Origin of the sequence: Stenotrophomonas bentonitica (assembly GCF_013185915.1) — a bacterium.
In the GTDB taxonomy this organism is placed as follows: domain Bacteria; phylum Pseudomonadota; class Gammaproteobacteria; order Xanthomonadales; family Xanthomonadaceae; genus Stenotrophomonas; species Stenotrophomonas bentonitica.
Genome location: NZ_JAAZUH010000003.1, coordinates 224,870 through 246,549 on the forward strand (window position 1 = coordinate 224,870; position 21,680 = coordinate 246,549).

General features: G+C 61.1%; 19 protein-coding genes. 4 read left to right on the forward strand and 15 right to left on the reverse strand.

All coding sequences use genetic code 11. From position 1 onward, the window contains the following. Positions 1-34: 34 nt before the first annotated feature. On the forward strand, positions 35-1,534 hold the full coding sequence (locus tag HGB51_RS16950; RefSeq protein ID WP_070207035.1) for a hypothetical protein: 1,500 nt from the start codon (positions 35-37) through the stop codon (positions 1,532-1,534). Between the two features lie 31 nt (positions 1,535-1,565). Here the strand turns inward: HGB51_RS16950 and HGB51_RS16955 are convergent, their stop codons facing one another. Both HGB51_RS16955 and HGB51_RS16960 read right to left on the reverse strand, forming a co-directional pair. Further along, complete coding sequence (locus HGB51_RS16955; RefSeq protein WP_070207036.1) at positions 1,566-2,087, reverse strand: hypothetical protein; 522 nt, start codon at positions 2,085-2,087, stop codon at positions 1,566-1,568. A 20-nt stretch (positions 2,088-2,107) separates the two neighbouring features. Continuing rightward, positions 2,108-3,712 (reverse strand): hypothetical protein, encoded by a 1,605-nt coding sequence (locus HGB51_RS16960; RefSeq protein WP_070207037.1) that lies wholly within the window; start codon positions 3,710-3,712, stop codon positions 2,108-2,110. 178 nt (positions 3,713-3,890) lie between these two features. On the opposite strand from HGB51_RS16960, the gene HGB51_RS16965 reads away from it, so the two are divergent. Further along, a complete protein-coding gene (locus HGB51_RS16965) occupies positions 3,891-5,609 on the forward strand; it encodes a hypothetical protein (protein WP_070207038.1) in 1,719 nt (572 codons plus the stop codon). After that, on the forward strand, positions 5,606-6,184 hold the full coding sequence (locus tag HGB51_RS16970) for a hypothetical protein (RefSeq protein ID WP_141739063.1): 579 nt from the start codon (positions 5,606-5,608) through the stop codon (positions 6,182-6,184). The genes HGB51_RS16965 and HGB51_RS16970 overlap by 4 nt, the downstream gene beginning before the upstream one ends. A 15-nt stretch (positions 6,185-6,199) precedes the next feature. Here HGB51_RS16970 and HGB51_RS16975 read toward each other — a convergent pair whose 3' ends face one another. The 11 genes from HGB51_RS16975 to HGB51_RS17025 form a co-directional block, all read right to left on the reverse strand. After that, on the reverse strand, positions 6,200-7,162 hold the full coding sequence (locus HGB51_RS16975; RefSeq protein WP_246233671.1) for a CgeB family protein: 963 nt from the start codon (positions 7,160-7,162) through the stop codon (positions 6,200-6,202). 11 nt (positions 7,163-7,173) lie between these two features. Further along, positions 7,174-9,669, reverse strand: coding sequence for a glycosyltransferase family protein (locus HGB51_RS16980; RefSeq protein ID WP_084738867.1), 2,496 nt, complete (start codon positions 9,667-9,669; stop codon positions 7,174-7,176). Between the two features lie 17 nt (positions 9,670-9,686). Next, the gene (locus tag HGB51_RS16985; RefSeq protein WP_084738868.1) at positions 9,687-10,934 is read right to left on the reverse strand and encodes a class I SAM-dependent methyltransferase; all 1,248 of its coding nucleotides are present in this window, start codon (positions 10,932-10,934) and stop codon (positions 9,687-9,689) included. Positions 10,935-10,989: 55 nt separating this feature from the next. Next, on the reverse strand, positions 10,990-11,553 hold the full coding sequence (locus HGB51_RS16990; RefSeq protein WP_070207044.1) for a CatB-related O-acetyltransferase: 564 nt from the start codon (positions 11,551-11,553) through the stop codon (positions 10,990-10,992). Next, entirely contained in the window at positions 11,550-12,899 is a 1,350-nt protein-coding gene (locus HGB51_RS16995; protein WP_070207045.1) for an ABC transporter ATP-binding protein, read from the reverse strand. The genes HGB51_RS16990 and HGB51_RS16995 overlap by 4 nt, the downstream gene beginning before the upstream one ends. Before the next feature lie 41 nt (positions 12,900-12,940). Next, the gene (locus HGB51_RS17000) at positions 12,941-13,729 is read right to left on the reverse strand and encodes an ABC transporter permease (RefSeq protein WP_343034388.1); all 789 of its coding nucleotides are present in this window, start codon (positions 13,727-13,729) and stop codon (positions 12,941-12,943) included. 22 nt (positions 13,730-13,751) lie between these two features. After that, positions 13,752-14,960: a cystathionine gamma-synthase gene (locus tag HGB51_RS17005; protein ID WP_070207047.1), complete on the reverse strand. Its 1,209-nt coding sequence runs from the start codon at positions 14,958-14,960 to the stop codon at positions 13,752-13,754. Between the two features lie 130 nt (positions 14,961-15,090). Next, positions 15,091-16,461: a pyridoxal-phosphate dependent enzyme gene (locus HGB51_RS17010; RefSeq protein WP_070207048.1), complete on the reverse strand. Its 1,371-nt coding sequence runs from the start codon at positions 16,459-16,461 to the stop codon at positions 15,091-15,093. Positions 16,462-16,687: 226 nt separating this feature from the next. Then, positions 16,688-16,912 (reverse strand): HP1242/YdcH family protein, encoded by a 225-nt coding sequence (locus HGB51_RS17015; RefSeq protein WP_070207049.1) that lies wholly within the window; start codon positions 16,910-16,912, stop codon positions 16,688-16,690. A gap of 342 nt (positions 16,913-17,254) precedes the next feature. After that, positions 17,255-18,148: an OmpA family protein gene (locus HGB51_RS17020; RefSeq protein WP_070207050.1), complete on the reverse strand. Its 894-nt coding sequence runs from the start codon at positions 18,146-18,148 to the stop codon at positions 17,255-17,257. Further along, positions 18,145-18,531: a DUF4398 domain-containing protein gene (locus HGB51_RS17025; RefSeq protein ID WP_070207051.1), complete on the reverse strand. Its 387-nt coding sequence runs from the start codon at positions 18,529-18,531 to the stop codon at positions 18,145-18,147. Before HGB51_RS17025 ends, HGB51_RS17020 begins: the two co-directional genes overlap by 4 nt. A 98-nt stretch (positions 18,532-18,629) precedes the next feature. Here HGB51_RS17025 and HGB51_RS17030 point away from each other — a divergent pair, with 98 nt between their 5' ends. Next, positions 18,630-19,757 carry a PilT/PilU family type 4a pilus ATPase gene (locus tag HGB51_RS17030; RefSeq protein ID WP_070207052.1) on the forward strand — a complete coding sequence of 376 codons (1,128 nt, stop codon included), beginning with the start codon at positions 18,630-18,632 and terminating at the stop codon, positions 19,755-19,757. Positions 19,758-19,772: 15 nt separating this feature from the next. On the opposite strand, the gene maiA is transcribed toward HGB51_RS17030, so the two are convergent. Together maiA and HGB51_RS17040 are read right to left on the reverse strand one after the other, a co-directional pair. Beyond that, positions 19,773-20,441, reverse strand: coding sequence for a maleylacetoacetate isomerase (gene maiA / locus HGB51_RS17035; RefSeq protein ID WP_070207053.1), 669 nt, complete (start codon positions 20,439-20,441; stop codon positions 19,773-19,775). Further along, on the reverse strand, positions 20,438-21,427 hold the full coding sequence (locus HGB51_RS17040; protein ID WP_070207054.1) for a fumarylacetoacetate hydrolase family protein: 990 nt from the start codon (positions 21,425-21,427) through the stop codon (positions 20,438-20,440). Before HGB51_RS17040 ends, maiA begins: the two co-directional genes overlap by 4 nt. Positions 21,428-21,680 lie beyond the last annotated feature (253 nt).

Here is a 21,680-nt window from a genome sequence, read left to right on the forward strand (position 1 = left end):
GCCGGCGCTAAACGACCAAAGGAGGCACCTTCCAATGACCTCACTCGGACGCCCGGCGCAGGAGCCCAACGTCACCTTCGGCATCTGGCATGTAGGATGCATGGCGCTCGCCACAGCCATGCTTCTGGCAGTCTACTGCGAGATCATCGGCCTGAACGTGATGCCCTTCCGTGGCGAGTCGGGCTGGTTCATCGCCTCCGCATGGAGTCATGAGGACCGCTTTGCGTTCATTAGGCCGATGCTTATCCGAGCGTACAACGGCCACTTTGCCCCCTTGTTCTTTGGCTTGGAGTATCTTCAGTCCGGATGGTTTGGCACAGGGGTTCGCTGGTGGTTTGCGCGTCAGATGCTCGTGCTGGGCCTGTTGACCACCTCCCTGTATCTGGTCGGACGCTCCGGGCTGGCCTTTACTTCTCTCGGCAGACTCAGCAGCGCCACGATAGCCCTCTTGGCGGCTCTGTTGTTTGTCGTACAGCCCACCGTCCTAGAGTTGGCAACTTGGCCATTCATGGCTGGACCACTTCTGTGCATCGCGTGTGGTGCCGTGGCCACGGCAATGCTGCTGACCGCCGCACGCACCGCCAGCGCGAACTCGGTCTACTGGGCTTTGGCATGGGGTTATGCGTCGATGCACCTCTTCGGCGTCGGATTGGCCATCAGCCTGACGGCCCTGGTCGCTGCGATAGTGCTCATCTGGGCACGCGAACTTCCCCAAAAAACCTACAACGCGCCCGTAGCCTTTGCCGTGTTAACGCTGGGGCACGCCTGGATCATGGCGCGAACTGGTGTGGAGGCGGCCGAGCATGCGGTGACTTGGAGCGATCAGTGGACGCGCTTTGGTGCACTGTACATGGGCTCCATCCAAGCGGGTATGCGTTCGCTCTGGTCCAACGGTCGTTTCCCATGGCCGAACCCGGACAGCTACCAAACCGACGCCGCTTACGGCTTTGGCGTGTTTGTAACAATGCTTACCGTTTCGGCAGCTCTGTTGTGGAGGGGAAAACGCGACTGCAAGCCTTCACTGATCGCCGGCGGCCTGTTGATCGGCATGTCAACCCTTGCGCTTGGAGCGTACTGTGCATTGATCGTCTTCCGACTACGACACGACCCCTCACTCAGTGCCATTAATCCATTCCTGTTCGGCACGCGCTACATAGTATTCCCGGCCTTCTTCCTGTTCCTTCTAAGTCCGCTGATTCTGATTGCGGGAGCCCGCGCCCTTGGGCGCCGGCTGGTATGGCCCGTAGCTATCCTCACCACCGCAGCTTCTGTCGCCACCTATGTGTTCTTCACGACGATCGCAACACTGTGGCCAATTTTCGCGGCACCCTTTCCGATGACCTGGCATCAAGTAGTGAGCGATGCCCGGATCCAGTTGGAAGCCGGGGGCTACATTCGCGACCGCAAGCTTTCTGAGCTGGATCCAGAATTTCACGCCGAACTGAGCCAGTTCCGTGGACTGCTCGATCATGAGCTGGGATGCCAACAATGTGCACGTTTCTCACCCGCGCAGGCACCTTCGTCGGCGCCCTAGCAGGCACTAGGGCGCGTAATCCCTCGCACGCTTAGTGCTGACGGAGCATCAAGTTCAGAACCTCAGCACTTCGATCCTCTCCGACTTGCATCGCGGTGTTCCTTCCGGTGCCAGGGTAGGCCCAAGCCGTCAGTTCGCCTTGGCCCGAGATCCGCTTGAGTTCGTAGCTGATCGTTCCCGCCTCGAAGGTGACGCCAAGAGGCGGCGTAAGCGGGATCTCAAGATAGTCATTATCCCGAGAACCTTTGAGTTGGCCCTTGCCCTCGACGCATCGGCCGTCCTGACAGAGTCGGAACACGACTTCGCCACTTGCCCCCCCTCCGCCATTGCCGATCTGAACGGCAACTGCGTCCACGCGCAGCGAGCCCACCGGCAAGAATGAGCCTTGGACGGTTTCGCCCACCGCCAGCACTATCCCTCGATTCGAAGAGTCATCGAAAGGCGAACGAACCTGCATCTGGATGGGCGATCCGACCTCACACAGACGGGGCGGGTACTGGTGACAGGAAGCCAGTGCCAAGGGCAGCAGGGTCGCGAGAAGAGCTTTTTGCATATTTCCTCCAGAAGATCAGATCAGCCTTGTACCAGTACAAAACCGCGGTAAACCATCAAAGCGATGTTAAGACTGACCTGTAAGGCCACGCACGCCATCATCAAGGTGGAGTGACCGCGACGCTGCATCCAGAGAAGAGCGAGCATGAGCAATATAACTGCGACGCTCTGGAAGCCATGCACGGCGGGCACAGCCAAGGCGCTGAAAACGCCCACAAGCAGCACAGAGGGCAGCGCGACGAGCAGCACGATCTCCTTGCGCCGCTCCCGCATGCACTGCACTGCGCCCAAGACAGCCTGTGGGAGCAACAGCAGTCCAACTCCGCCTACAAGCCCCAAGAGGCACGCTTGCAGCAGATCATGCAGCGAAGGCCAAGCGGTGAAGCTGATCGGCGCGATGGTATTCAGAGTATTGCTGAGGCGTATGCCAGCCTGGCTCAGCAGGGCTGCCTGCGTACCTAAATTCTGCTCTACCAGATCGGAAGGCATCTGTAGATACCACTGGGCCCAGCCCCACCAGATAAGGAGACCGCTTACCGCGGCAATGCAGAACGGCAGGAGCCCTCGCCGCGGATCCATGTCGTTACGTTCCCGCACAAGCAGATACAGCGCGAACGCCCCGATGAAGACGACGGCATAGGGATGCGCCCAATAGGCCAAAGCCGCCAGCAGGCCGGCAACCCAGGTCCGGTCCCGTACAAGAAGTGTGTAGGCGCTTAGCAGAAGATAGAAGCCCGCCAATGACTTGGGCCACGCGAACAGCGTCTGGCCAAGGAAGTAGGGACTGCTGAGCAGCAACAGCAGCCCGGCGACCGAATAGGCGCGCCTAAGGCCGAAGTAATGGAAAAACAGGGCTGCGCCGACGAACAGCGAAGCATTCAGGACTAAGGCCACAGCCAGGAATCGGCGATAGCTGACGTCATCGCCAAACCGACCCACGTCTGGCCATTGCTTCCCCACGTACTTGAACGTCGGTAACGGACCTTCAATCTTCGGCGGAGCGTCCATCGCAGCACGGAAAGGAACTGCAACGAGCGACATAAGAATGGGACGATTCGCCAACTCTTGCCCCGGCATCAGGGGGCGCTCCTCCGCAAAGGAGATGTCCCGCACCAAGTACTCAGTCGCCACGAACGGGATATAGTTGTCCGCTGGAAAATCCCCCATCATGCGCTGCAGTCGAACATGCAAGTTGTCGCCTTTGATGACGTAGGCGCCATCGGGCAGTGTGTCCGGCATCTTGATGGGCAAGAAGGTCACGGCCATCGGCAGCGCCGCCATCACGACCCACCCTAATGCGACAAACCGCGTCGGTACCGCTTGAGCTAGCGCTTGGCCACCGAAAAGCCGCGAAAACACCCTGGTGCGCACCCATTGCACCAAGGAAGCCGCCAAGGCCACGGCGATGACCAACCAGCTATTGCGCTGGTAGTCCCAAGAGATCGAGACGACTGCCACTCCGATGAGGGCCAATGCCAGGATCCCCATGCCGATGGCGTACGCAAGCAACTCAAGACCAGTCTGCTTTCGACCACGGGAAGACAGCGAAAGTACGCCTCCACCCAAGATCAGGATCAGCAGCGCTGTCAAGCCGATCAGGCCCAGTGAACCCGGCAAGGCTGTCATTTCGATTGCTCCATTGAAATCCCCCAAAAGTGCCGTGCTTCGGCCTGTTGGCGAAAGAATAGAGTAATTAGGCGTCGGGAGCATCCTACCAAGCGGCACTTTGCACGCTAGGCCGCCTTATAATTGGCGTTTCGCCTGAACCGGGTGGCGGGCGTCACCCCTGATCTGGAACCGCCGGATGACCCAGCTTCAAATTGTCGGTATCGCCGCCTTTGTCGGCCCCGCCTATCTTCTATTCCTGTTCGTGGTTGGCGCCACCCTTGGGCATCGCTGGACTGATGGGATTTTGTGCCGTTGGGAGCGCGCTGGCGCAACGCTCGTCACAGGGCTGTTGGCACACGCGCTGGTAGCAAGCATTTTGCTACTGGTCGCACCTAGATGGAGTGGCATATCCCTCTGGCTGTTGTTGGCCGGCTGCATCGTGCGCTGGCGCTGGTACCGCCCCACGTTGACTGGGTTGGTGGCCCCGGTTCTGCTGGTGACCTCGTACGGGCTCGCATGCTACCTGCTTCTCCTCAGTTTTCACTATGGTCCGGCCCGTGGAAGCACGATTTTCTGGAGTATCTACTCCCTTACCAACGTGACGCCCGGCGATTCACCTCAAGGCGCGTTCCAAGCGCAGTATCTTCTTTTCGGCTCGAAGCTCGTCGGAGGCGAAGATTTTGCGCTGTTTGACCGCCCCTTTCTGGGCGGCATCATCACGGCCGGCACATTGCCGGCATTCGGCATTTCTTTCAGCAGCAAATTTTACGACTATCCAGATCTTGTCGCCTTTGCGTACACCAACCTTTGGATCGCAATCAACGCGATCGTCGTGCTGCCGCTGCTCCACATTGTCGACCGATTCAGCCGAGGGCGCACGGCCTTCGTAGTCAGCCTGCTTCTGTTGGCTTGTCCCTTCCTGGTGTTCAACAGCATCGGGCTCTGGTCGAAGCTTCTGGCGCTGGCACTGATGTGCCTGGCCGGCACCTCGGCATTGCGCCGCAACTGGATTGGCGCTTGCCTTATCAGCAGCGTGGCATTCTTTACCCATGGCTCCTTCCTATGGGCCCACATTTCCTTCTGCGGGGTAATTTTCTTCACCTTGATCGTCGAAAGTCTAGGCTCTCGGCGCTGGATGTGGCGGCAAATTTTTTCGGTGCTAATCCTCTCCGTGGCCGTTCCTGCAATTTGGTTTACTGCAGAGCATCTATCGGGCGGCGCAACGCCTCTTCGCACCTACTACCTCTACAATGTTCATGTTGCCTACGGCCTCCACCACAGCGCGGAAGCCATCGCTCGCGAGTTCTATGCCTCTACAAATGCGACAAATCTAGTCAATCTTCCGTGGATCAACGTGGCCAAGGGCGTGCTGCCGATCGAGGTGCTTGACCTGGTCATCAACTACCGCCTCATCGATGACGCTACTGGGTGGCGGGCATTGGGCGACGCGCTCTTTCGCAATCAATTTATGCGCGCTTGGTTTGCGCTTGGTTTGGTAGGGGGACTGGTCACGTGGCGAGGACTGTTCAGCCACAGCAGCTCGCGCTGGGTACCCCGCCTTGCCTTTATCGCGTTCTTCCTGCTGCCACTGATCCCGGGCCTAGGCCTGTATCGCCGTGATGACCACTTCCTCTTGCCGATCATGATGTTTGCGATTATCCCGGTGCTCATCTCCTTCTGCATCGGACTGGAATCCGTAAAGCCTCGCAGCTTGATCCTCCTCGCCTTGGTGATGCTTTGCGAGTACATGATGATCTACTTCTGGCGCTATCCCGTTGGCCGTTTCGTGGGCGAGTTCCACGCCTATTACGTCGCGGCGGCCGTCTTGGGCATGATCGGAGTGGGCAGCTGCATTGTCTCGCAACGCCCTCGATGGCTTCCCATACCCGGCGCTGCACAGGAGGTAAGCCGATGAACCGACTGCGCTCACTTACACCCAACGCATGCGTTGCTGCAGCTATCGGCCTGATCATGGTTTGTGCATTCATCGCGCCCCGACTCGTCTATCGGACAAGTCATGACGGAGGTTTTGTCGAAGGCGGTCAGAAGATCAACCTAAGTCGCTGGACGCGTATCTCGGCCAATCGCAATGGCGGAGCCCTCCCCGCTATCAACCGCCCGGACAATGATCCTCCGACGCATTTTGAGTCCTGGATCAATGCAGGCCAGTGGATCCGCTTTGACCACGTCCCGGTCACCCGGCGCAGCCGATTCACTGCGGAAGTCAGAGTTCATCCGGAATGGCCACGGGATCGAGCTACGCCGGTGTCCTTCAATGTAATCGCTCGGGCGAAGGGCCAACCGGAGCTGGTAGCGCACGTAGTGCCCGAAGTGAGCGTGCAGACGGAGTGGACCCGGCTCGAGCTGGACCTCGCCCCCCTGGCGGGACAGGAGGTACGGATCCAGCTGGCGCCAAGTGCCGACCAAGACGTCTGGACGCTCATGCGCGACCCCCGAATCGAGCTTAGTCCAGCCAAGCAGGAGCCCTGAATTGATTGCGCCTGCTTAGCGCGAGAAGCTCCGCCATTCCTCGACCACTTCCAGAATTTGCCGCGCTCTTACCTGATAGGTATGGTCCTGCACTGTCCGACGTTGGGCCGCTGCAGCAAGGTCGAGGCACCTATCCGAGTCGGTTAGCACTTCATCCATCAATTGAGCAAACTCGGCTGCGGAGTTGTAGAGCAGAATCTCTTTGCCTGGACGGTAGTAGTCCGCAATCTCCAGGCTTTCAACGAAGAAGGCTTGGGTTGTGCCAGCCATGGCCGCTTCAAACGTACGCGGACCCGGAGTTGACGGTTCCAGCTTGAACCGATCATTGGCGTAGTGGAAATCCCGCCCCATGTTGAGCGTCACCCGAGCGCGCGCATAGTGATCGGACAACTGATCGTTGGGCAAGCGTTGATTGCTGCAGAACGGAAGGTCCGCCGGCCAGCCGTCACCCATGATCACCGCATCATGCGACTGCAGTGTTCTACGAAGATCGCCCAGCAGCCGCTTGCGGTTGGAGAAAGCGACGCCACAGAAGAAGATGCTGATGTCCTTGGCCGCAGTAATCTCACGCCAATGGGCGCGGTGACTTGCCGCCAGCGGTAGATGGCGGGCGAACGGATGCGAATAGTGCTCGGCACACCATCGGTCATTGCTGAACACGATATCCGCGACAGCACTGATCTTGTAGTTGTAGTCGAACTCGTAGGGGTCATCGTGGAGCCAGAACACCATTGGTGCGCCGTGCTGCGTACAGTAGCGACGCAGTCGAGCGTACTCCGCATCGTCCGGCATGCAGGACCCGAAGCAAACGACCAGATTCGGCTGGAACTGCTCCGCTCGCTCCGCAGCGAATTCCAGCGGGGACGAGATCGCCCGCGTCACGCCATCAAGCAGTGAGAAGCCCTCCGTTACATAGTCACGGAGCACAGCGTTGCGATTCTGATTGTCAGGCGACGCGCCACTGACAAGCACCCTCATTCCGACCGTGCTCATTGACGCCCCCCGCCCACACGGCGCATGACTTCCTGAAGTATTCTCACAATTGTGTTCCTGATGCCATTCTTCCTGTAGTACCAAAGGGCCTTCCGCATGACTCCCACGGGAAGCACAACCGTCGGCCCGTGGCCATCGTCGGAAACGCTGCTCGCTTGGGGCCGGATTACCCAATTGGGTTCGACAAGCAGAATGCCCAGATCACGGATCGTGTTGCCACGAATCGGCGTGTGGGTCCGTTGCGTGAATCGCTCTTTCGGAAGGAGCTCATTGTATAGATCGGAAACCCAGAGCATGTGCTCGTCATGATGTGGGCGGGTGGCACTGATAACGCGACTGCGTATGGACTCCAACCCACTGCGATCCGCTATGACCTCTCGAATCAGGTGCACCATCGCCCCCGCTTCGCTCACAGGGATGGTGTAGCCGTTCTCGCCATCGAACACGCGTTCGCCGAGTGCACCGATGTCAGAAACAATCGGAACGAGCCCTGCCGCCCAAGATTCGGAAAGGCTGATGCAATACGTCTCAGGCCAGATCGAGAAATGGATGGACATGTCATGCCCAGCCAGTATCTGCTTCAATGTCCCCGGCTTGTAAGAGCCGTGTTGCTTCAGGTTGGGGATATCCAGGATGCGCAGGATGTTCTGATACTCCTCCGGCACCGGACCTACGATGGTGATTTCTACGTCGTCATGGCGCAACTGGTTGAAGACGTGAATGAGCTCGTTCCCGCCTTTGTTCCGAGTGAAGTTGCCCGGAACGGCTATACGCAACTTTGTAGTGGCCTCCCGCTGCATTGGGACATCCGCCATCTCGTCGTCTTTGGGCATCGGCACCGCATTGACGCGGATGCGGTCTGAATCCAGCAGTGCAGGGTACATTCGACGATAGAGATCGGCCACACCATCGGTGTTGGCATGAAGGACGTCAATGCTCTCCAACACCCGGCTGAAGAAAGCCCGGCGCCTGGCTTGGCTGCCGGCGGCCCCGCCGCCACATGCATTCAGACAGACATCGCACGTCTCGATGGGCAGCGACGGAATATCGCAATACACGCCGCGATAGTCCAACAGGTTGAAACGCGAACACACAGCATGATAGTCGTGCAGACTGAGTATCGAACGCAGTCCGAGCGACGATGGCAAAAGGCCCAACGAGGGAGGATGACCTATGAGATGCTGGAAATGTACAAGCTCGATCCCGTGGCGGTACAGCAGCTCGGAAAATGCAGATTCCCGACGCGGACAGGTCAATGCGGCTTCATCCAGTCCGTCATCGAACTGTACGGCGTCGATCACTTCCATCGATCCGTCATGCAGTACATAACGGCTTCCCATACTGCCTACGCTGCGGTCAGGCGTGTAGAACAGGAACTCAAAAGTGTCCCCAAGTGCCGTTCGAACGGAGTCCTGATAAACCTCTACGCCGCCATACGGAGGCACGCCCAGTATGTTGTGGGACACAACCAGCACCTTGCGACGCGAACTGCTTGCCGCAGCCAGGCTCCGCACAGCAGGCTGGGGCAACGCAGCTACCCGGCCCAGCAGCTCCCGCACACGGTGCAAGTACAAGTGTCGCTCAAGGGTGACCTGCTGCGCAGACCGCGCGATAGCCAGACGCTCCTCTGGATTACCAAGGTAGTGACGCAACTTGGCAATGCAGTCAGCGGGGCCATCAAACCCGACAAAATCTCGACCTTCCTGATAGAAATCCTGAACACGGATCTCCGGAATCGACGTGTCCACCAGCTGAAAACCGCCCGCCAGCGCAACTTCGAAGAAGCGTGGCCCGGGGGTGTGAGCCACCGGATCATTGCCCGAGGATGAAAATGCACGGTGCAGCGTCAGCACTGAACGGCTGCGATTGGCGAACTTCGCGAACTCGGTGTTCGGAGTGCGCCAGTCATACGCGCTCGGGTCCATCTTCAACTTTGGAGCAGGAATGTACGGATTGGCAGGCAGCGCGAGCTTAAGGTTGATCTCCGGGATCGCGGTCTGTAGGCGCGCCAGAAAATCCGATCGGTTTGGCCAGGCAGTACCCGCAAAGAAGAGATCGTACAGATAGTGGTCCTGATCCACTTCCGGAACGGCGTGGAAATGGAAGCGGGGATCTGCGGCGAGCGGCAGCGATACACCCTTATCCCCGTAGCCGGCAACGCTTCCCGAATCGTTGGTGAAGACCAGATCGAAGAGATCGGAGTTACCTACGTTGACACTGCGCTCGTACGGATCTTCGGTCACCCACAGCACGCTGCGACCACACACCTGCGCCACGCGCTCGATGATCGGTCGGTCAAGCTCCTCCCCGTCAAAGGCGATGAGCAGATTGCAGTTGTGACGCGACGCGTCCTGTACAGCAGTCAGGTAGTCGGATCGGATCACGCATTCGACGCCCTCCACTTCCGACAACGCCCGAACCATACCCAGACAAATGTAGTGGTTCGGATTGCTCTTCTTTGTATCAATTACTAGTACGCGCCAGGGATTCATCTAGGGAGACATCCAAGTCAATCAAACATTCGGCGCATGCGCCGGAAAGGGCCCATCAAACGCCAGCTCAGGGATGCGCGCATTTGCGCCAGGTCGCCCTCTACTGCGCGCAGCTCGGCATTAAGTTTATCGCTTTCTACACCTTTTTCACGCAGGCGATCCTGACTGCTTGCGAGTTCCTCGCTGAGCTGCTCGCGCACTCGATCCCTGCTCCGTGCCAGATCCTCGCCAAGCTCCTGACGCAGGCGATCTTGGCAATGCGTCAGCTCCTCACCAAGTTCTCGACGGAGTCGCTCCTGACTCTGCGCGAGCTGTTGGCTCAGTTGCTCGCTAAGCTGCTCGTTGAGCTGCTGCACAGTGCCCACGTTTCCGGCAGCCGACAGCAGCTCCTGATTGTGCGCATGAAGGTTCTGATAGTCTGCGGTGACCCGTTCCAAGTCTGCATGAACCTTGTTTACCTGGTCGCGCAACCGGACGGCCTCTTGTTCCACTCCTTGGCGCGTCGCCTCACCTTCATGCAGCAACTGATGTAGCCGACCCTGCTCACGGGCAAGCGTTCCAATATCCACATTTGCCGTGATCAGTTTTCCAAGCTGATCGAATAGACGATTGACCAACACGGCCTCGCCATTCACTGCGTTACGCTCGCACAAATCCAACAGTGCTTGAGGCTGCTCCGGCCCTACAAGTAGGACACCCAACCCATGCGCATGGGTGAATGCAAAGGAAGGATACTGGCTACGAATTTCGTCCCAATACTTCCAGACACCAAAACCCCGCTCCCGGACATTGATGTCATGAAACAGCACCACGGCGCGCTTGGACAGCTTCGCTTGCCACGTCTCAAAATCGCCGCGCACGGCCTCGTAGGTGTGCAATCCGTCGATGTGAAGAACGTCAACAGCGCCGTCATCGAAGTATGTGACAGCCTCTTCGAAACGCATGCGCATCAGACGGGAGAAATCGGCGTAGTTGCGCTGGTGATAGTCAAGAAGAGGCAAGAACACTTCGTCGCCGTACTCTCCCGCATGCTCGTCACCTTCCCACGTATCCACCGCATAGCAGAGCGTAGGCGCCGCGCACTCCTGGATAGCTTGGCAGAACGCCAAGTACGAGGCACCGCGATGTGTGCCCAGCTCAACCAGGACTCCCGGACGCACCTCTTCCACCAGCCAGGCAGCGAATGGAATGTGCCCCACCCACGCACTCTCGGGCACGTTGCGTGGCTGCATGAACATTGAATTATTTATGGCGAAGCTGATCATGGTGCTCTCGATGATTTTTTCGGGCGAGGAATGTTCGCTAGAGCCAGATAATTCGTCAGCGGGATGAAAATCGCTGAACGAAAGAGTCCACGCTAGCGCCGCAAAGTTCGCCCTGGTGAGCGTGAATGTCCTCAATGGGCCAATCCCACCAGCGGATACGAAGAAGCGCGTCAACCTGCTCGGGTGAGAAGCGCATCTTCACCTGAGTTGCTGGATTCCCGGTCACCACTGCGTATGGAGCTACGTCTCGAGTGACCACAGCGCGCGCACCGATGATTGCACCATCGCCAACTGTGACACCGGAGATAATCGTCGCGCCGTGCCCGATCCAGACGTCGTTGCCAATACGAGTAGGTCCTTTGCTCGCCGGGTGCCCGTCGCGACCTGCCATCGCGTCGCCAAAAGCGATACGCAATGGGAACGTCGTCACCCAGTCGCTTCGATGCTCGCCCCCACCGAAGATCACCACGTCGTCGGCTATGGAGCAAAAAGCGCCGATACTCACGGACTCGTCATCGCTCCACACTTTGAACTGAGGGTTTCCATATGTGAAGCGACCCACCGTCACTCGCGGGTCCTGACTGATCAGCGGGGCGATCTGACTGGTGTAGTCATTCATACCCTCTCCTCCACTACCTGCATCTGCACGCGATCGAATGGAATACCGACAAGCCCATACCGAAGTGTCGGTGACGATACTTTCAGAATTACCGCATCGTGGAGCCAGTGGTGCTGGGTGTTCGCTATCGGGTCGCCTTCAGCAATCGAGACGGTCATCGAGTAGTCACCATTAGGCAGCAGGGGGAGATGGAACTCGAACTCCGCCTGCAGCTTCTGTCCCGCCGTAAGCTCCATGGGTGGTTGCACGTGGGTGTAAGTGTGTTCGCCGAATAGCGACTGGCCGAGGCTGTCTTTGACGAAGAAGCCAAGGATTGGACTGGTCATGTCACGGTTCACCTGCGCCTCTATCCGCAAAAGCACGCGCTCGCCACCATAGAAATATGGTTTGGATGGATTGTCCATATTGGTGAGCGTCACGCGCTCCACGCTTGCGTCGCCCGATTTCCAGCCATCGGAATGAGCAATGTTGTCGAACATCTCCAGGGTGATGTCCTCCACGGCCTTCATCGGCTCGCGCGTCAGCACTCCCGCGCCAGCAGCTGCATCTCGGCGATCCAATGCCTGCAACTTGATCTCGTCGCCGTAGCTTTCCTGCGCGCAATATTCAATGTAAGCCTGCGTAGTCTGCTGCGCGGTGTCATGCATCCGCATCACGCCTTTGTCGAGCCAGATCGCAGATTGACAGAAGCTAAGCACGGAACTGGTGTCGTGACTTACGAACAGCAGCGTTCCGCGCTCGCGGAATGAGCGCAGGAACCGCATGCACTTCTGCACGAACACTGCGTCCCCGACTGCCAGCGCTTCGTCGATGACAAGAATATCGGCATCAACGTGAGCGATCACGGCAAACGCCAGTCGAACATACATGCCGCTAGAGTAGACCTTGACGGGTTGTTCAACGAAATCGCCGATGTCCGCGAAAGCCACGATACGATCGAAACGCTCTACCACTTGCTCATGGGTAAGCCCGAGAATGGCCGCACTCATGAACACGTTTTCGCGCCCGGTGAACTCGGGATTGAAACCCGCACCCAGCTCCAACAAAGCGGCAACCCGCCCTTTGACCTTGATCTCACCAGAACTAGGAGAGAGCGTGCCGCAGATCATCTGCAGCAGCGTCGATTTGCCCGACCCGTTGCGACCGATGATTCCGACTGTGTCGCCTTTCCGGACTTCGAACGACACGTCCTGCAGCGCCCAGAATTCCTTGAAGTAGCTGCGAGGCTGAAGGCCCACCGCGCGGCGCGCGCGCGGCATGATCGCCTGCTTCACCCGGTCATGGGGCTTGTCGTAGACCTGGTAACACTTTGAAACACCGGAGACTTGGATTGCCAATTCCGACATGGATGAGCCTCTAATTCAGTTTCATGTAGCGAGAACTACGGTCAGACGACGTCGGCGAATCCGCGACGAACAAGCTGGAACCAGTAGTAGCCCAGATAGGCGAGTACCACGCTCACGATGAGGTACTTGAGTAGCGACATCCAGTCAGGAGCGACGCCCCAAATCAGGACGCTGCGCGACTGCTCGATCATGAAGGTGAGCGGATTCAGATATATAAGCTTCTGCATGCTGGGCGGCAACGACGAGACCGGATAGAGCGCGGGGCTCATGAACAGCAGCACTGTGGCCAGCAAGCCGGTAATCTGGCCGATGTCACGATAGTAGACACCCAGAGCAGCGAAGAACCACGTCACACCAGCTGATACCAGCACAAGCGGAAACACCACAAGCGGGAAGTACAGCGCAGTCAGCGGCAGCCTTCCGAGCAGCAGGTACTGCGCGATCAGCAGTACGGTCAAGGTGATCAGCATATGGAAGAATGCCGATGCGACTGCAGACCATGTCAGGATCTCCAGCGGAAACACGACCTTCTTGACGTAACTGGCATTACCCAGCACCAGCGCGGGAGCCTTGCTAATGCACTCGGATAGGAATCCATGCACCATGATGCCGGCGAACAGGATGATCGCGAACTCGGCGCGGCTACCTTCTACCGAACCAGCCCAGCGCGCATTGAACACATAAGAGAAGACAAACGTATAGACCGCGAGCATCAGCAGCGGATTGAAGAATGACCATGCCAGCCCGGCAATGGAGCCTCGATAGCGACCCAAAACCTCGCGCTTGGCCAGCTGGTAAATCAGCTTTCTGTGTTGGACCAGGCTGCTCACAGCAGAGAATGCAGACAAAGGATTACGCATGGACGGTCGACCCCGTGCCGCTGAGCAGCGCCCCTTCCAGATCCACCTGCAGATCCCCCAGCTCCTCCACGCCCACGCTCAACCGCACCAGCGCATCGCTGATGCCCAGCTGCTCACGGCGTTCAACCGGAATGGACGCATGCGTCATCACCGCCGGATGGTTCACCAGGCTCTCCACCCCACCCAGCGACTCAGCCAAGGTGAACAGCTCGGTCTTCTCGCAGAACCGCTTGGCCGCCTCGAACCCGCCCTTCAGCACGATCGAGACGATGCCGCCGTAGCCGTTCATCTGGCGCGTGGCCAGTTCATGCTGCGGATGGCTCGGCAGACCGGGGTAGATCACCTTCTCAACCGCCGGGTGCTTCTCCAGCCACTGGGCCAGGGCCAGCGCGTTGGCGCAGTGGGCCTTCATGCGCAGCGGCAGGGTCTTCAGGCCACGCAGGGCCAGGAAGCTGTCGAACGGGCCCTGCACGCCACCAATGGAGTTCTGCAGGAAGGCCATCTGTTCGGCCAGTTCGGCGTTGTCGCCTACCACGACCATGCCACCGACCATGTCCGAGTGGCCATTGAGGTACTTGGTGGCCGAGTGCAGCACCAGGTCCGCACCCAGCTCCAGCGGGCGCTGCAGCATCGGCGAAGCAAACGTGTTGTCCACCACCACGATCAGGCCATGGCGCTTGGCGATGGCAGCGACTGCGGCGATATCCACGATCTTCAGCATCGGGTTGGTCGGGGTTTCAATCCAGACCATCTTCGTCTGCGGCGTGATCGCCGCCTCGAACGCGGCCAGGTCGGTCAGGTCGACGAAGCCGAACTGCAGGCCGGCGGTGCGCTTGCGCACGCGTTCGAACAGACGGAAGGTGCCGCCATAGATGTCGTCCATCGCCACCACATGGCTGCCGGCATCCAGCAGTTCCATCACGGTGGAGGTGGCGGCCATGCCGGAGGCGAACGCGTAACCGCGGGTGCCGCCTTCCAGCGAGGCCACGCAGCGCTCGTAGGCGAAGCGGGTCGGGTTGTGGGTACGCGAGTACTCGAAGCCCTGGTGCTCGCCCGGGCTGGACTGGGCATAGGTGGAGGTCGCGTAGATCGGCGGCATCACCGCGCCGGTGCTCGGGTCGGGCGACTGCCCGCCGTGGATGGCCAGGGTGGCCAGAGCAAGCGAGCGGGTGCTGTGCCCGGAGGATGCAGGGTCGGACATTGAAGTTCCCAAGGATAGGAAGCCCCAATGGGGCTCCCACTAAAAGGAGCGAAAGTCTATCAGCGCCAGCTTAATCGATCGTTGACTGTGATAAACGCGCTTTGTGCTCGGATAATCGGCTATCAGGCCGTTATTGCACCCGACGGCGCAGATAATTCAGCAGGTCGATCCGGGTAATCAGGCCGAGGAAGGTGCCGCCATCCATGATGATGGCCACCTGGCCCCGGTCGAACACCGGCAGCAGGGCTTCAATCGGCGACTTCACGTCCAGCCGGTCCAGCTTGCTGACCATGGCGGTGGCGACCTTGTCGCGGAAGCGCGACTCGTCCCCGTACACATGCAGCAGCACGTCGCTTTCATCCACGATGCCGACCAGCTGGTCGCCGTCCATCACCGGCAGTTGCGAGACGTCGTACAGCTTCATGCGCTGGTAAGCGGTGGTCAGCAGGTCGTTCGGGCCGATCACCACAGTGTCGCGCTGGCCGTACGGGCGCAGGATCAGGTCGCGCAGGTCGCCGGTCTGCGGGCGCTCCAGGAAGCCGTTGTCCAGCATCCAGTAGTCGTTGTACATCTTGGACAGGTACTTGTTACCGGTGTCGGGCACCAGCACCAGCACCTTTTTCGGGGTGGTCTGCTCTTTGCAGTACTTCAGCGCGGCCGCCAGCAGGGTGCCGGTGGACGAGCCGCCGAGCACGCCTTCCTTGCCCAGCAGCTCGCGCGCGGTATGGAAGCTTTCGGCGTCGGTGATGGCGTAGGCCTTGGTGACCCGGGTGAAGTCGGCAATCGACGGCAGGAAGTCCTCGCCGATGCCTTCGACCAGCCAGCTGCCCGACTTGTCGTTCAGGTTGCCGTCGTTGATGTACTCGGCCAGGATCGAGCCGACCGGGTCGGCCAGGACCAGCTCGGTCTTCGGCGAAAGCTTGGCGAAGGCGCGCGACAGGCCGGTCATGGTGCCGGAGCTGCCGCAGCCGAACACGATGGCGTCCAGGTCGCCGTCCATCTGCGCCAGGATCTCCGGACCGGTGCCGAACTCGTGCGCGGCCGGGTTGTCCGGGTTGCCGAACTGGTTGATGAAGTACGCGCCGGGGGTTTCCTCGGCCACGCGCTGGGCCATGTCCTGGTAGTACTCGGGGTGGCCCTTGGCCACGTCCGAACGGGTCAGGCGGACTTCGGCACCCATCGCCTTGAGGTTGAAGATCTTCTCGCGGCTCATCTTGTCCGGCACCACCAGGATGAGCTTGTAGCCCTTCTGCTGGGCGACCAGGGCCAGGCCGAGGCCGGTGTTGCCGGCGGTGCCTTCCACCAGCGTCGCACCCGGCTTGAGATCGCCGCGCTTTTCAGCGGCCTCGATCATGGAAAGGCCGATGCGGTCCTTGATGGAGCCCCCGGGATTGGCGCTTTCGAGCTTCAGGTACAGCTCGCAGACACCGGTATCCAGGCGCTGGGCCTTGACGATCGGGGTCTTGCCAATGAGTTCGAGCACGGAGGAGTGGATTGCCATCGGGTCACATCGATTCGCGCCGCAGGGCGGCCGGACCCCCGATTATCCGACAGAAGGTAGAGACACGCCATGCGTGTCCAGCGGATTTGTCCCCCCAAAAGAGCGACGCGGACGGTGCCCGTCGACGAGGAGACGGACACCGCCCGCGGCGGTTGGGTGTCAGGCGCCGGCCGTGGGCCGGCCGGCCACCTGGTGGCGCCGACCCGGGGTCGGCGCGGGGGAAACATCAATGCACAGGGGAGGAAGACTCGTACATTCGAAGCAGTTGTTGCTTGGCCAGCAGCTTCTCACGCTTCATCTGTCCCAGGGTGACATCGTCGACCCCAAGTACGCCCAACGAGGCATCCATACACTTCTTGTTCAACTTTCGATGCTGGTCGTAGAGCTTCTTGAACTGCGGGTCCGCACTGAGGCGGGCGTCGATTTCACTCTGGGGCTGATCTTCAAACATGATGAACCTCCTATCGCGTCTACAGCACAAACAAGAACGCCCCGGCCGGTGAGGCACGGGGCGTGTCTTCGGGAGGAGCACCGGCGTCAACCGCGACCGCAGGCGAACCCATGCGCCCAGCCCGGCCATTCCGGACTGCAGACTGCTCTGGTTCGTGCCCTCGGTACATCGGCCCGGTCCTCCAATCGTCCGGGTCGCGGAAGGCAACCCGGACAATCGACCCTACGCCTGCCCAAGGGCAGGTTCAAGGGTTTCGTTTGAAATCGCTGGCGGTGCCCAGTCGGGGTTCAGGCTGAACACGAGGAACAACGAAAAAGTAACGAAAACAACGGGTTGAAACCGTCAGGGGGCGATGATGACCTCGGCCGAACGGGCCTTGGTAGCGGCCGCCTTCTTGCCCGCCACCTGGAAGCGACTGGTGCTGACGCCGGCCCCGACCAGTGCGTCGCGCAGGGCTTCGGCGCGCTGCTGCCCTACTCCGGGGGCGGCGTCGTAGGCCTCGATCCGGACACGGCCCTTCTTGCCGATGTTCAGGTACTCGGCCAGTGCCTTGGCTTGGCCCTTGGCGCCCCCGGACAGCGTGCCCTTGCCGCTGGAGAAGGCGTCGCCGGGGAAGGTGAAGACTTCGCCGCGGCTGTCGAACTTCGAGCCCGGCAGCTTGTTGCCCGAGACCAGCTCGGCTTCCTCGCGGGCCAGCTTGGCCGCGTTCTGCTGGGCGGCACTGAGGCGGGCGGTCTGCTTGCCGGCCACGCTGGTCAGCGCGGTTTCGGCGTCCTGGCGGGCCAGCGCTTCGGATTCGGCGGCCAGGCGCAGGCGTTCGGACTCCTCGGCCTGGATCTGGGCCTGCACGCGCAGGCGTTCGCTTTCCTGCCGGGCGCGCTGGGCGTCGCGGCGGCTGGCTTCGATCAGCAGGTCGCTGCGGGTGCGCTCGAGCTGGGCCAGTTCGCGCTGGGCCAAGGCGGCGCGCACGGTGGTTTCGGCAATCTCGACCCGGCGGTCGGCCAGGTAGCGGGCCTGGTCGAGGTCACGGCGCTTGGCGTTGGCCAGGGTCGCAATGGCCTGCTGGGCCTGCAGGCGCTCGAAGGCGGCCAGCTCGTTGGTGTCCGGGTTGGCCTGGATCGCCATCAGGCGCTGGGTCAGCTGGGCAACGGCCGGGTCTTCGGCGGCGAAGGCCAGCGGCGACAGGGCCAGGCCGGCGGCGAGCAGCAGGGGCGAGAGGCGCAGGGCGGTCTTCATCGGCGGCCCTCCCCGTCGGCGAGCTGGCGTTCGAGCTGGGTGACCTCGTTGCGGCGCAGCTGCAGCTGGGCGGTGGCGGTGGCTTCTTCGCTGCGGGCGCGGGCCAGGTCGGCGTCGGCGGTGGCACGCACGGCCATGGCCGGGGCGTTCTTGCGCTCGCGGCGGTCGCTGGCGGCGGCCTGGGCCTGCTCCAGGCCCTGGCGGGCCACGGCGATCAGGTCCGGGGCGTACTGGTCGGCGTCGGCCTGGGTGGCCTTGTCCACCGCCTGCCGGGCCTGCATCAATTCCAGGGCGCCATCCTGCGCCTGGGCGGCACCAGAGAGCGCGAATGCGCACGCCATCACATACAGAGTACGTCGTATTTGTGCGAAGCTAGGATTCATTGGGGGTGCCGTTCGCCTGAAGTAGGTGCGCGGCCATTGTCGGAAGCCTGCGGCGTACCTGCAAGGGCACGCGGCTGATTGTTGGGGAAACATTTCGCATGGATATCGGCTATTTCCTGAAGCTGATGACCGAAAAGAACGCTTCGGACATGTTTTTGACCACCGGCGCGCCGGTGTACATCAAGATCGAAGGCAAGCTTTACCCGTTGGGGAACACCGGGTTGCCGCCGGGCATGGTCAAGAAAATCGCTTATTCGCTGATGGACGAGGGCCAGGTGCCGCAGTTCGAGCGCGACCTTGAGCTCAACATGGCCATCGCCCTGCCCGACGCGGGGCGCTTCCGCGTCAACGTGTTCAAGCAGCGCGGTGAGGTGGGCATGGTGATCCGTGCCATCCGCAGCAAGATCCCGAGCATTGAAGAGCTCAACCTGCCCCAGGTCCTGAAGGACGTCATCATGACCCCGCGCGGGCTGGTGCTGGTGGTGGGCTCGACCGGTTCGGGCAAGTCGACCTCGCTGGCCTCGATGATCGACCACCGCAACAGCACCACGACCGGGCACATCCTCACCATCGAGGACCCGATCGAGTACCTGCACAAGCACAAGATGTCGATCGTCAACCAGCGTGAGGTCGGGCTGGACACGCATGCCTTCCACAACGCGTTGAAGAACGCGATGCGAGAAGCGCCGGACGTGATCCTGATCGGCGAAATCCTGGATGCGGAGACCATGGAGGCGGCCATTGCGTTCGCCGAAACCGGTCACCTGTGCCTGGCCACGCTGCACTCCAACAACGCCGACCAGACCATCGAGCGCATCCTCAACTTCTTCCCCGAGAGCGCGCACCGCAACGTGCTGATGAACCTCTCGCTGAACCTGCGCGCGGTGATTTCCCAGCGCCTGGTCAAGGGCCAGGACGGGCGCCGCCTGCCGGCGACGGAAGTGTTGATCAACACGCCGATGATCCGCGACCTGCTGCGTCGCGGCCAGGTGCACGAGATCAAGGCGGCGATGGAAGCCTCGCTGGAAGAAGGCATGGAGAGTTTCGACCAGTGCCTGTTCCGGATGGCCAAGAACGGCATCATCGAGCAGGAAGAAGCGCTGCGCGCAGCCGATTCACGCGACGGCCTGGCGTTGAAGTTCCGCCTGTCCGAAGGCGGCAGCGAGCACGACCCGTATGCGGATTATTCGGCGGCGACGCCGGCGGCGATCACGCACGGGTTCTGATGCAGGTACAAGGAATCAGGCCGCTGCGTCGGCCTGATTCTCCGGTCGCGCGGCATCAAACGCCTCCAACGCCAGGCATGCCTCTTCAATCCGCACCAGCGTCGGGTACGGCGTCAGGTCCACGTTGAACCGCTTCGCGTTGAACAGCTGCGGCACCAGGCAGCAGTCGGCCAGGGTCGGGGTGTCGCCGTGGCAGAAGCGCCCGGTTTCCACCGACTCGACCAGCATGCGCTCCATCGCGTCGAACCCCACCTGCATCCAGTGTTTGGTCCAGTCGTCGCGCTCGGGCTGCGGTACATGCCAGGTGTCGCTGAAGAACTGCATCACCCGCAGGTTGTTGAGCGGGTGGATGTCGCACGCCACCAGCTGGGCCAGCGCGCGCACGCGGGCCCGGCCCAGCGCGTCGTCGGGCATCAACGCCGGCTCCGGGAACACCTCGTCGAGGTACTCCAGGATCGACATCGACTGCCGCACCACGCTTTCGCCATGCACCAGGGTCGGCACCAGCTCCTGCGGGTTGAGCGCGGCATAGCCCTCGCTGTGCTGCTGGCCGCCGTCGCGGACCAGGTGCACTGGCGTGATCTGGTGCGCCAGGCCTTTCAGGTTCAGGCCGATGCGCACGCGGTAAGCCGCGCTGGAGCGCCAGTAGCTGAACAGCTCGATGCGGTCGGCCGGGATGTTCAGGGCCGTGTCGCCTGTTCGATGCGCTGCTCGATGGCACCGAAGATGCTCTCGCCGGCGGCGTCGAACATCTCGATGCGGACCACGTCGCCGAACGACATGAAGGGGGTGCTCGGCTTGCCGTCGCGCAGCGTTTCCACGGTGCGCTGTTCGGCGAAGCAGGACGCGCCCTTGCTGGTGTCTTCGTTGGCGATGGTGCCCGAGCCGACGATTGCACCGGCGCCCAGCGGACGGGTCTTGGCCGCATGCGCGACCAGCTGGGCGAAGTTGAACTGCATGTCCACGCCGGCTTCCGGCGCGCCGAACCAGGCGCCGTTGATGTGGGTCACCAGCGGCAGGTGGACCTTGCTGTCCTGCCAGGCCTCGCCCAGCTCGTCCGGGGTGACGAACACCGGCGATAGCGCCGAGCGCGGCTTGGACTGCAGGAAGCCGAAGCCCTTGGCCAGCTCGCCGGGGATCAGGTTGCGCAGCGAGACGTCATTGACCAGGCCGACCAGCTGGATGTGCCCGGCCGCCTGTTCGGGGGTGACCGCCATCGGCACGTCGTCGGTGATGACCACCAGCTCGGCTTCGAGGTCGATGCCGTACTCCTCGCTGATGACCTTCACGGCATCGCGCGGGCCATGGAAGCCGGCGCTGGTGGCCTGGTACATGAGCGGGTCGGTGTAGAAGCTCTCCGGGACCTCGGCGCCACGGGCGCGGCGGACGCGCTCCACGTGCGGGAGGTAGGCGCTGCCGTCGACGAACTCATAGGAACGCGGCAGCGGCGCGGCCAGCGCCTGCAGGTCGATGTCGAACACGCCGTCGGCGCTGCCGTCGTTGAGCGACTCGTACAGGGCGTTCAGGCGTGGCGCCAGGTGGCTCCAGTCTTCCAGCGCCTGCTGCAGGGTGGCGGCGATCCCGGTGGCGCGCACGCCCTGGCGCAGGTCGCGCGAAACCACGATCAGGGTGCCGTCGCGGCCGCCTTCCTTCAAAGAACCAAGCTTCATGGGTGGGTATCCGGGAATCGCAGAAATAAGGTTTCGAGTGTAACCAAATGCGCGGTGGTGCCAAGACGCATTGCGTCAAACGACGATAAACCATCCGCATGATGCGGGGCGTCGTCGCCCAACCTGAACGGGGCATTTGGTCTCGGGCCATTGATTCCTATACACTATATGGGTCTGCAGCGGCCGTCCGTTTCCCTTCGGGATCGCCGGCGATCCGGATCATCGATCCCTCGCCCGCCCCCACTCCGACGCC